Annotated in this window: 11 protein-coding genes and 1 tRNA gene; 3 read left to right on the top strand and 9 right to left on the bottom strand. The window is 43.4% G+C overall.

What is annotated here, in order from left to right; genetic code table 11:
• Positions 1-355: 355 nt before the first annotated feature.
• Positions 356-2,074, top strand: coding sequence for a proline--tRNA ligase (locus I3249_RS05115; RefSeq protein ID WP_238068967.1), 1,719 nt, complete (start codon positions 356-358; stop codon positions 2,072-2,074).
• Between the two features lie 123 nt (positions 2,075-2,197).
• Here I3249_RS05115 and queF read toward each other — a convergent pair whose 3' ends face one another.
• From queF to I3249_RS05095, 4 genes are all read right to left on the bottom strand, one after another.
• Entirely contained in the window at positions 2,198-3,085 is an 888-nt protein-coding gene (queF, locus tag I3249_RS05110; RefSeq protein WP_238068965.1) for an NADPH-dependent 7-cyano-7-deazaguanine reductase QueF, read from the bottom strand.
• Positions 3,086-3,150: 65 nt separating this feature from the next.
• Complete coding sequence (locus I3249_RS05105; RefSeq protein WP_057762348.1) at positions 3,151-3,924, bottom strand: ABC transporter permease; 774 nt, start codon at positions 3,922-3,924, stop codon at positions 3,151-3,153.
• Positions 3,925-3,953: 29 nt separating this feature from the next.
• Positions 3,954-4,916 carry an ABC transporter ATP-binding protein gene (locus I3249_RS05100; protein ID WP_101204942.1) on the bottom strand — a complete coding sequence of 321 codons (963 nt, stop codon included), beginning with the start codon at positions 4,914-4,916 and terminating at the stop codon, positions 3,954-3,956.
• 311 nt (positions 4,917-5,227) lie between these two features.
• The gene (locus tag I3249_RS05095) at positions 5,228-5,884 is read right to left on the bottom strand and encodes a c-type cytochrome (RefSeq protein WP_057758606.1); all 657 of its coding nucleotides are present in this window, start codon (positions 5,882-5,884) and stop codon (positions 5,228-5,230) included.
• A 352-nt stretch (positions 5,885-6,236) separates the two neighbouring features.
• Here I3249_RS05095 and I3249_RS05090 point away from each other — a divergent pair.
• Positions 6,237-6,313, top strand: a tRNA-Arg gene (locus I3249_RS05090).
• A gap of 245 nt (positions 6,314-6,558) precedes the next feature.
• Here I3249_RS05090 and I3249_RS05085 read toward each other — a convergent pair.
• Entirely contained in the window at positions 6,559-6,921 is a 363-nt protein-coding gene (locus I3249_RS05085) for a hypothetical protein (RefSeq protein WP_238068964.1), read from the bottom strand.
• Between the two features lie 35 nt (positions 6,922-6,956).
• Here I3249_RS05085 and I3249_RS05080 point away from each other — a divergent pair, with 35 nt between their 5' ends.
• Entirely contained in the window at positions 6,957-7,757 is an 801-nt protein-coding gene (locus tag I3249_RS05080; protein WP_238068962.1) for an NAD-dependent deacylase, read from the top strand.
• A 110-nt stretch (positions 7,758-7,867) separates the two neighbouring features.
• Here I3249_RS05080 and I3249_RS05075 read toward each other — a convergent pair whose 3' ends face one another.
• From I3249_RS05075 to I3249_RS05060, 4 genes are all read right to left on the bottom strand, one after another.
• Positions 7,868-8,866: an adenosine deaminase gene (locus I3249_RS05075; RefSeq protein WP_238068961.1), complete on the bottom strand. Its 999-nt coding sequence runs from the start codon at positions 8,864-8,866 to the stop codon at positions 7,868-7,870.
• Between the two features lie 204 nt (positions 8,867-9,070).
• Complete coding sequence (locus tag I3249_RS05070; RefSeq protein ID WP_101204947.1) at positions 9,071-9,595, bottom strand: TPM domain-containing protein; 525 nt, start codon at positions 9,593-9,595, stop codon at positions 9,071-9,073.
• A gap of 71 nt (positions 9,596-9,666) precedes the next feature.
• Complete coding sequence (locus I3249_RS05065; protein ID WP_238068959.1) at positions 9,667-10,848, bottom strand: TPM domain-containing protein; 1,182 nt, start codon at positions 10,846-10,848, stop codon at positions 9,667-9,669.
• A gap of 123 nt (positions 10,849-10,971) precedes the next feature.
• Positions 10,972-11,604, bottom strand: coding sequence for a LemA family protein (locus tag I3249_RS05060; protein WP_057758539.1), 633 nt, complete (start codon positions 11,602-11,604; stop codon positions 10,972-10,974).
• Positions 11,605-11,895: the final 291 nt, after the last annotated feature.

The following is an 11,895-nucleotide window of genomic DNA, read 5'->3' as shown; positions in this document are numbered from 1 at the left end:
GCCTTTGTGTCACGTTCGGTCTGAAAAGACAAAAAGTCATTGCGTCTTAGGCGAACTTTACCTAACATAGTCAGATTGTATGAATAAAATGTCAGTCTTAAAGCATTTATCAGGGTTTTGACCTGAATATATTGCATTTTTGGCATATTGATACATCAAATCAAATTTGCCTCTCTTTTATGAGAGTGGTTTTTACTGATGTGCTTTGTATATAAGCAGGTTGGTAACTAGGAAATACCCTAGATTATTGCTAAGTGATAAAGGTAAGCTTGCGGCGGCAATGAAACGATTAGCCATACGCTCAACATCCTACTATTTCTTATTTTTTTATCGTTGATAAGGTTACGCTTTATTTATGAAAGCCAGTCAATTTTTATTTGCCACACTAAAAGAAACCCCAAGTGACGCCGACATCGCCTCAAGCCAATTGATGGTGCGTGCTGGTCTTATCCGCAAGATTGCTTCTGGATTGTATATTTGGTTGCCTATGGGTCTGCGTGTCTTGCAAAAGGTCGAACGCATTGTTCGTGAAGAGATGCAAAACGTTGGTGCACAAGAAGTGCTAATGCCGATGACTCAGCCTGCTGAACTTTGGCAGACGACCGGACGTTTTGATGATTATGGTCCTGAGCTATTGCGCTTCAAAGACCGTCATGATCGCGACTTTGTACTTGGTCCAACACACGAAGAAGTCATCACCAATCTAGCACAAGGTGAGCTGCGTAGTTATAAACAACTACCGATTACCTTCTTTCAGATTCAAGGTAAATTCCGTGACGAGATTCGTCCACGCTTCGGTGTGATGCGCGCCCGTGAATTCACCATGAAAGATGCTTACTCTTTCCATGTGGATCAAGCCTCATTGGCCAAAACTTACCATGATATGTATGACGCTTATTCACGCATCTTTACCCGCTTGGGCTTAGATTTCCGTGCGGTACAAGCAGATACAGGCTCTATCGGTGGTTTTGCTTCACATGAGTTCCATGTATTGGCAGATAGCGGCGAAGACGATATTGCGTTTTCGGACTCATCTGACTATGCAGCCAACGTAGAGCTAGCAGAGTCTGTCAGCACCGCTGAGCGTCAACCACCAAAAATGGAGCGTGAAGACGTTCTAACCGAAGGTATGACCAGCTGTAAAATGGTTGCTGAACACTTGGATATCCCGTTAGAAACGACGGTTAAAACTTTGATCGTTCATGGTCATACTGAGAATGATGAACCACAACTGATTGCTATAGTCTTGCGCGGCGATCATCAGCTCAATACTATCAAGGCTGAGAAAATCGAAGAAGCCAACGTACCATTGACGTTAGCGTCTGACGAAGAGCTAAAAGCGGCAGGCCTACATAAAGGTTATATCGGTGTTAATTTAGATATGCCTGTATTCGTTGATCGTTCAGCAGCTGCGTTGTCAGATTTTGTTTGCGGTGCCAATGAAGTGAACAAACATACTATCGGTATGAACTGGGCACGTGATACTCGCATTACTCGCATCGTTGATGTGCGCAATGTACAAGAAGGCGACCCGTCTCCTGATGGTAAAGGCAGCCTGAAAATCAAACGTGGTATCGAAGTCGGTCATATCTTTCAGTTGGGTGATAAATACTCACAAGCGATGAACTGTACGGTTTCTGGTGAAGATGGCAAACCTGTTACCTTGATGATGGGCTGTTATGGTATTGGCGTTAGCCGTATCATTGCCGCTGCTATCGAGCAGAACAATGATGAAAACGGCATCATGTGGCCAAAAACGCCAACGGTTGATGATTCAATCGCTCCTTTTGAAGTCGCCATCATCCCGATGAAATCTAAAGAAGAGACGGTCATGCAGACGGCAACCGCCCTGTATGAAGAGTTAAAAGCTCAAGGCATCAACGTGCTACTGGACGATCGTAACGAGCGCCCAGGCGTTAAGTTTGCTGATCTTGAATTGATTGGTATACCGCATCGTATCGTCGTCTCTGATCGTAACTTAGCTGAAGACAAGTACGAGTACGTCAATCGCCGTGAAGCTGAAAAGCAAATGCTGAGCCGTGAAGAAGTCATGGCAAAAGTAAGCGGTAAATAGCTTTACGAGTAAAGACTATATAACAAAAAGCGCCTATCTCATCACGTGAGATAGGCGCTTTTTTATTGGCTTAAAAACTATTTAACATTGTATTTTTATGAACATCGTATTTTTAGCAAGAACTTACTGGCGGATCAAACGGCTTGGCTTAGGCAATAAACGTATATCACTAACACGGCATGGATTGATATCGATACCACCGCGGCGCGTATACCATGCCCGTACCATTAGCTCGCTTGGCTGATAGTATTGGCTTAAATCAGCAAATATCTGCTCAACACACTGCTCATGAAAACCATTATGCTGACGGAAGCTCAATATATAGCGCAGCATATTTGCATTATCAAAAGGCTTATCAGTCTTAATCGATACGGCCAACGTACCCCAATCTGGTTGATTAGTCACTGGGCAATTACTACGCAGTAGATTGGAATAAAAGGTATACGGCTGCGTACCATCACTTGCCATGCTTTTACTACTCGCCTCTACTTCTTCGCTAGCACTTAACAATGATGCATCAGGATGTTCCGTTAACGCAACTTTATCCGTGCTATCTGCTAATGCTTCATCAATACAAACACCCTCAGGCTGAGCAATCAATAACGCTGTTTCATCACCATTTAGATCATCGTTTAGACCAAATAACGCTACCTGTACATCTGCTTGCAAGCAAGCTGACAGGTCTTTCGCAATCAATGATTGTACGTCATTCCAACTGGCAAACTCGGTAAAATTAATGCTATTCAAATATAGCTTAAGCGATTTTGATTCTACGATAAACGGTGAGCTAGCAGGGATACTAAAGCGTGCAATCGCTACTTGCGAAATACCTTGCGGATTTAACCAAGATATTTCAAAAGCTTGCCACCAATCGACACCAACGGTTAGTTTATCGTCTTGCCAACCAATCGCATCACGTCCCATGCTACGCGCAATCGGATATAGCGTCTCTGGGCTATACTCAGTTGGATAGTCTGTGGTTTGCTCACCCAAGATACCGTGAATACTCATCTGTCTTCCTAATATTAAACCGTTTAAAATTTACTCTAAATAATATGCTTAGCGAATAATACACACTACAAACGTACACGTGAACCGTTACTGAGCAAGCGATAAGCAATGGTATAAAATATTGCACAAAATACAAAAATCGCCGCCATCGAATACCAAACGTTGACATCAGAATATCCAAGAATACCGTAACGGAATGAGTTGACCATATAGACGATAGGGTTCAGTAGTGAGATATTCTGCCAAAATGGCGATAAATTCTCCATCGAATAAAACACACCGCCAAGATAGGTCAATGGCGTCAATACAAAGCTTGGGATGATAGAGATATCATCAAATGAGCGTGCAAATACCGCATTGATAAAGCCGCCTAATGAAAACAAGATAGACGTGCCAAGTACCGTAAATACAGTCACAAATAAATGCTCGATACCAAGATCGGTAAAGAACAGCGCCACTATCGAGACAATCACACCGATAGCCAGTCCACGGAAGATACCACCACTGATATAACCCATCAAAATAGCATGCTTGGATACTGGCGAGACCAAAAGCTCTTCGATACTAGACGTGAACTTGGCACTAAAGAAGCTTGAGACGACGTTAGAGTAACTGTTGGTAATGATCGACATCATGATCAAACCAGGCACGATAAACTGCATATAAGGTACGCCGCCCATCTCACCCACGCGCGAGCCAATCATTTTACCGAAGATGACAAAATACAGACTCATTGTGATAACTGGTGGTAGTAATGTCTGCGGCCAGATACGTAAAATACGGCGCACTTCTTTGAACCAAATAGTACGAAACGCAATCCACTTCTTACTTAATGACATTGTTTTATTATGATCGATTAGTTCCTGACTCATAATCCCGCCTCCTTCATGCTATCTGCACTCTGAATATTTTTGTCTACTAAGCGCATAAACAACTCTTCTAGTCGGTTAGCTTTATTGCGCATACTCGCCACACTGATACCTTTATCAGACAACTGATCAAAGACACCGTTTAGTGACTCACCTTCTGTCAAGGTAACTTCTAGCGTTTGCTCATCTGGCTGCGAGACCCCTGTCACTCCCGTCAAAGCCAACTGCTCAGTGAGCGGCGTATCCAAATCAAATACAAACGTCTCTACCGACAACTGCGCCAGTAGCTCCTTCATTTCTGTATTGATTCGAATCTCACCATGATCCAAGATCGCAATGCGTTTACATAATTGTTCAGCTTCTTCGAGATAATGAGTCGTCAGAATAATAGTGGTGTTTTCTTCGATATTAATCTGCTGCATAAACTCCCACATCGAGCGGCGAAGCTCGATATCGACACCCGCCGTTGGCTCATCTAGAATCAATAGTTTTGGTTTGTGAATTAAGGCACGGGCAATCATCAAGCGGCGTTTCATACCACCAGATAGTTCACGTGATTTACTGTCGCGTTTATCCCATAGTCCTAGCGCGGTTAATAGTCTCTTTGCGCGTGGTTTGGCTTCTTTTGCCGGAATACCGAAATAACCCGCTTGCGTAATCAAGATATCTTCGACTTTTTCGAACATATTAAAGTTAAATTCTTGCGGTACAACACCAAGGTATTGCTTGGCAATCGAAGGGTTCTCTAATAAGTCTGTACCGAAAATATGGACGCTACCAGTGGTTGGCTTAAACAATGAGCTGATAATGCCAATCATGGTAGATTTACCTGCGCCATTTGGCCCAAGTAACGCAAAGAATCCACCTTGTGGTACCGTTAAATCAACCCCTTTCAATGCCGAAAACCCATTGTCGTAGGTTTTGGATAGGTTTTTTATGGAGAGTGCTGGTGCATCAGACATGAAGACCTCTTTATTTGTTATCAATTTATACAAAATGCGATTTTAGAATAATAGGCCGTGTTGAACATTCGACTATCATATAGGCAGAAGCCATATAAGAATGTTCAACACACTCTACTATCTAAAGGTGACAATGTACGGTAATAAACGAATTAATCTCATAAAATGAGGCTACTAATGGCGAATTTCAACTGCCTTATATTCGAAGTACCATATTAATAATACTCATCATGAAAAAGCGCCTATCTCATCACTGAAATAGGCGCTTTATAGATAATTATCGTAAAAGCTTGGAAGGTAATCATTAAAGATTAGCTTGCTTCTGCGACCATATAATCTACGGCATTTTGAACTTCTTCATCAGGAATATCCGCACCACCTTTGGCAGGCATCGCATTGAAACCATTGATAGCATGGGTATATAGCGTATCTTTACCTTTTGCGATACGTGGCCCCCAAGCGCCAGCATCACCAAAGATAGGAGAGCCTAGCAGGCCTGCTGTATGACAAGTATGGCATACGGCGTTATATACCGCTTTACCGTCACGAGGACCGTCGCCAGCAGCTGGGCCAGATGAGCGTGCCGTTACGTCACAAGCTTCACCGTCTTCAAAACAGATATTAGCAACAGGCTGGATACGCGCAATCAGATTAGGATACAAAGCAATTAGCTTCTGTACTTGCGGCGTATCTTGTGGAATTGGCTCTTCATCAGCGGCAGGCGCTGCAGCGGCAGTTTCTTCACCTTCTGCTGGAGCGGCTTCATCAGTGGACGCAGCACCATCTGTCGTATCTGCAGCAGCTTGGGTATCGTCACCTAGCGTTTCAGGAGCAGCTTCTACGACCTCTTGGCCTTCTGCTACGTCTGACGCAGTTACAGGAGTGTCTACAACATCTTCAGCTTGGCTCACCGCGATACTAGCGATTCCTAGAATGGCAGCTGCCGATAACATAACTACTTTTCTCATTCGTCACGTTCTCTTATTACGTATACAAGGACTAGCACGGCTCGGACATTCTGTCTGTCCTCCTTTGACGACCTCTAAGTCTTCAATAGCAGACAGCCATCCCGCGTGCCAGCGCACTTGCAATCGGTGATTATAAATATGAATTCTCCCCAACATTATAAGGGAAAAGGCAGGTAAATTGCCATGCTTGTTTAATGACTTGACTGTTTTTTCTTAAAAAACCTCAATCGCGACTGTCATTTATTGGCTTTATGCTTTTTATTTGTTAGACTAAGCGGTCTTTATTTCTAGACACCTTATGCTAATTATCATGCGCATCTAAGCGTGACAGTCAGACATATCGTTATCATATGCGCTCGTAGCTCAGTTGGATAGAGTATCGGTCTCCGAAGCCGAGGGTCGTGGGTTCGATTCCCGCCGAGCGCACCAATCATTATGTTCCAACCTTGCTCTATCACTTCCTTAGCACTACCCTAAATAAACTGTCTATACTCATCAAACCTACATATCAAAATGTTTGCGGTTTTTCTGTGCTTGTATACTTTTAATGCTCTCACCTATAGTCGATTCAGTATAATTTGGATACAAGGAAGCCGAGTGAAAGTACTATAAGTAGTAGACTGAGCGAGACTGACACCGTAGCCAATTTATAGAGGATTGACTATATAGCAAAATTACTCTGCATCTTGTAAATTGGCAGTCAATTGAGCACGGCTAGGTATACGGTGATAATTAATCACTGGCATATCACCCAAACGGCGCTGACCCTCAGCAATCTTTTTATCAATCGTAATCATCGCAATTTTTTTATCTTGTTTGCTAACGAGCAAATGATTTGCCTTACGTGTGACTCGATAATCAGCAAAATGCTGTTTTAATATCGCTGATGTTTTTTGCAGCGCATCATTCGGTGTTGCATTCTTTGATTTTATGCCGCCATGCTTTTCGCCTGCTTTTGCGCCGCGCGATTTTGCCACGAACCATAAAGCTGCGATGACAGCGAACAATATGACAAGCCACCAAATTCCGTCTATCATAAGTAAAAATATCCATTATTAGCAAGGGTTGGCTCATGTTAGCAGAATTATCACCAGCGTTAATAGCAGAAGTAAAACTTGCAGCCCAACTACTGGCATCGAAACAGCGTATTTGCATTTTGACTGGGGCTGGTATTTCAGCAGAAAGCGGCATCCCAACGTTTCGAGATAAGCAAACAGGACTGTGGGAGAATTACGGTGTCGAAGACCTAGCCACTCCTGAAGCGTTTACTCGTGATCCAAAGTTGGTGTGGTCATGGTATCAATGGCGTCGGCAAATGGTCGCAGACAAAGCACCAAATCCTGCCCATCATGCGTTGGCCCAATGGCAGTATCATGCGCAAACCTCTGATCAGCAGGTGACACTTATCACCCAAAATGTCGATGATTTGCACGAGCAAGCTGGTAGCGCAGTGACTCACCTGCATGGTCATCTGTGGCGCAATCGCTGTGGTCAGTGTGAGATACCCTATCAAGATCAATCGAGAGCATCGTACAATAATCAAGGCACCATGAGCTTTGACAAAACACTGCTTAGCTGTCCGCATTGCGACGGTTATATTAGACCAGATATTGTTTGGTTCGGCGAAGCTCTACCTGTACAGGCATGGCAGACTGCCGAAGATACTGCGGCTAATTGTGAAGTATTTATCAGTATCGGTACCTCAAGCTTGGTTTATCCTGCTGCTGGATTGGCACAACTAGCCAAACAAAATGGCGCGCAAGTTATTGAGATAAACCCTGACCCAACGCCAAATACTATCGTCGATATCACATTAGCAGAAAAAGCAGGAATCGTTTTGCCACTGCTTATAACAGAGATTACGGCTTTATAATTGCTACTACTTATAGATATTGCTGAATGAATGAGTGATAGACAATAAAAAAGGCTTAACGATTTATATAAATCATTAAGCCCTTGCTACTAATAATAAACTCGTGAAAGTTATTTCAATGCAAGATCAACTCTCGCTAAGTAAGCTTCTTTTAACTCATCACTGATAAATGCCGATTTAAACGAGTTTTTTACCAACGTGATAACATCATCTTCCGTAATCGGTAGATTCTCATATAGATTGATGAAGTTCTGATTCACATACCCTTTGAAATAAGCTGGGTCGTCTGAGTTAACGCTGATATTCAGCCCATAATCCAAAAGCTCTTTGATATTATGCTCTTTGTAATTATCAAAAACTCGTAGTTCGATATTAGAGTTCGGGCAAACGGTCAATGGCATTTGCTCATCTTTGAGTCTTTGCATCAACTCTGGGCTTTTTATAGACTGCACACCATGATCGATTCTATTGATATTCAGTAAATCTAGCGCTTCGTAGATATATGAAAAGTCCGCTTCTTCGCCTGCATGAGCGACCAACTTAAAGCCTTCTTCTTTGGCTTTGTGGAAGACTTCTTTAAATTTCGATGGTGGGTTACCCAACTCTGATGAATCAAGACCAACACCGATAATGTCTTCTTTATAATCCAGCGCTTGCTCTAACGTTTCAAACGCTTCTTCTTGCGATAAATGACGCAAGAAACACATGATGATGCATGACGTGATACCGTATTTTGCTTTGGCATCTGCGAGCGCTTCTTTGATACCTGTAATGACCGCTTCAAAAGGCACGCCGCGTTCGGTATGCGTTTGCGGATCAAAGAATATCTCTGTATGGATGACATTGTCTTCGACACATTTAAGAATATACTCCCACGTCAAATCATAAAAATCATCTTTTGTGAGCAGAACGTTTGCGCCCGCATAATAGATATCTAAAAAGGTCTGTAGATTGGTGAAGTTATAAGCACTGCGTACATCTTCGATATCTTTGTAAGGTATCTCTACGTTGTTCTTTTTGGCCAATCTAAACATCAGCTCAGGCTCTAGCGAACCTTCAATATGTAGATGAAGTTCAGCTTTCGGTAGTTTCTTTATTAACTCAATCATAGTATTCCAATAATGGCGTTATCGGGACGAGCCATCGTAAATGTTGCAAAGTAAGATAATCAAACCATGCATATACAAGGCACTATCTGTCCCAGAACCATTATTTTAACACTAAAAGTATATTGCCTAAAACAAAACCCTTTGACCGTATAGATAACCTGTTTATAAAAGTAAGCGTCTTAATAAAACCACACCAGACACACACTACTTTAGAAATACCACTGTATCGGACAGCTCATTGCCTTCTGGATCATGCTCTAGGTGATAATACTGACGTAGTACTTGCCCCACTTCATCCAGCAGTTCAGCCAAACTCTCTTCTGTCTTTTGGGTAGCAATACCAGATACCGCCTTTTCACACATTGCATTCCATACCGTTGGACTCACGTGAGCGCTGATACCTCGGTCTGCGACAATCTCTAGTTTACGCTCGCATACATTGACATAGATCAAGACGCCCGTATTTTCTTCCGTGTCCCAGACGCGATATTCGCTAAACAAATCAATCGCACGCTCACGGCAGTTCATGCGATAGGCCTCTTGGATAGGCAGATGGTTTTCTACAATCAAGAACACCTCACCACGATGCCCACGTTCGGCTCGTGTCACAGCATCTGTTAGACGCGCCTTGGATTCTGTTGTTAGCCACTTACTATGTAATAAAGGGACGAACAAAACTTGGCGCCACCAGCGGGCAAAACTGGGGTTTGAAGCGTTGTCTTCTACCATTATATTATTTCCTCAAGTACGTCGTTTTCGATGGTTATGTAGAGTTTATTTTGTTTGCGTATGTGGAATACTTACCACGAGCCACCTGCACCGCCGCCGCCGAAACCACCGCCGCCACCGCCAAAGCCGCCGCCTCCGAAACCACCACCGCCAAAGCCGCCTCCACTGCCACCGCCCATACCGGGTAAGAAAATTATGCCGCCTCTGCGCCCACCTTTACCGCCGCCGCCTTTTCCACCGCCACCACTAGCAAATATCAAAAACAGCCATATAAATATCGTCATAATAGATGTCATAATGAAGCTGCCACCCAAGGCTAATGATCCCACAAAAAAACCACCAGCGGTTATAGTAGAACCAAACACGCGCCCAAAGATACTGGTAATAACACCACCAAATACCAATGCCATAATAAATAAGAAAGTAGGTGATGGTAGCTCATTTGAGCCTTGTTGAGCAGTGCGCTCTGCAGCTTGCTCATCAGCACGAGCCAAGACCTCAGGATCAGCCGTTAGGCGCGTTTTGAGTGCATCGACACCAGCAATTATCCCCGCACCATAGTCATTTTGTTTAAATAGCGGCGTGATATCTTCACGAATGATACGGTTGAGCGCAGCATCTGGCAACACCCCTTCTAGCCCGTAACCCGTTAGGATATACATATCACGGTCATTGACAGCGACCACAATTAGCAGACCGTCATCGATAGCTTCATCACCCAGTTCCCACTTCTCAGCAACTTGCAAGGCATAATCAAATATTGGTACGCCATTGGTAGTTGGTACGATAACCACCGCTGCTTGTGCTAAGCCTTGCTGATAAATACTTCGAAGCTGAGCCTCTAGACGTAGCTTCTCTTGGGGATTTAGGATATTAGCCTGATCAACGACTGGTTCATTGAGTATCAACTTATCAGCGTCAACACCCTCGGCACTGGAGCGTACTGGTGGCTGATCGGTTTGAGCATTGGCAGTACCATTTGCTGCGCTTTGGTTATCTGCGTTTTGATTGATAGCGTCGTTGCCGAGCACCGCTTCATTGATAGCATCGTTATTTAATACAGCATCATTGATTGCTTCGTTAGACTCGCCTGCTTTAGCAACGGCCACCAACTCTTCGACACTACGGTTTTGCAGATTCGAGGTGCTATCTGTCGCCACCGTTGTATCATTGGGTGCAGCGTGCAATGCAGGCACGCTGACGACACCTAACGTAAACAGTAATGCTGATAAGATTGTTTTTGAATTATTCATCTAATCTATACCACCTCAGATAACATCTTTACCAATTGATAGACTCTAACTAATCATCATTGAACCATTAGCTAAATGAACAGAGCTGCCTATGCTGCTCTGTCGTCACGTTCATTCTAAATTTTATTCAGCAGACTTTTCTGTAGAGTCGCCAAAATCAACACTTGGTGCGGTTGAAATAGCCTCTTCATTGGCCACACTAAAGTTGGGCTTAGTATCCATCCCAAATACTTTTGCAGTGATATTGGTTGGGAACTGACGCACCGTTGTATTGTATCCCTGCACTTCTTGTATATAACGGTTACGAGCCACAGCAATACGGTTCTCAGTACCTTCTAACTGCGCTTGCAGGTCCTGAAACAGTGCATCTGATTTTAGATCTGGATAACGCTCAGATACTGCCATCAAACGTGACAATGCACCTGTCATCTGCTCTTGCGCTGCTGCATAACGCTCCATCGCTTCTGGATCATTAAGCACTTCTGGCGTCACCGTGATACCGCCCGCACGTGAGCGAGCTTCTGCCACTTGGGTAAATACCTCTTGCTCTTGCTCGGCATACTGCTGTACGACTTTGACTAAGTTTGGCACCAGATCAGAACGGCGCTGATACTGATTAACCACTTCTGACCATGAAGCAGTGACCTGCTCATCTTGTGCTTGCAGGTTGTTGTAGCCACAGCCGCTGAGACCAACCGTAGAAGTTGTTAATAAAGCGGCTAGCAACATCGGCTTCATAATAGATTTACGCGTCATTGTTGATTCTCCTAATAATGATAAATAACAAATATCCAGTACCACGTTTTTAATATTTTTAAGTTTTCTTGGTATTCATACGGCAGTCATGCACTCTATATATTGTATATCTCGCATCACTCTATCAGCATGATATCAAAAGAAGTTGTCCTAATGATGGCGTTATATACGGCTTTTTACAATTGACCGTTACCAAAACACAACCGCATAACGTCAACGATAACGCGTTTTTATCATGATAGATATAGAGCAAAAATCTAGCAGTCTAGAGGAATTAGACAAAATGTTATG

Source organism: Psychrobacter sp. Ps1 (genome assembly GCF_022129425.1).
Lineage (GTDB): Bacteria > Pseudomonadota > Gammaproteobacteria > Pseudomonadales > Moraxellaceae > Psychrobacter.
Note: the sequence above shows the minus strand (reverse complement) of the source record. Positions and strands in the feature narration are given on the sequence as shown.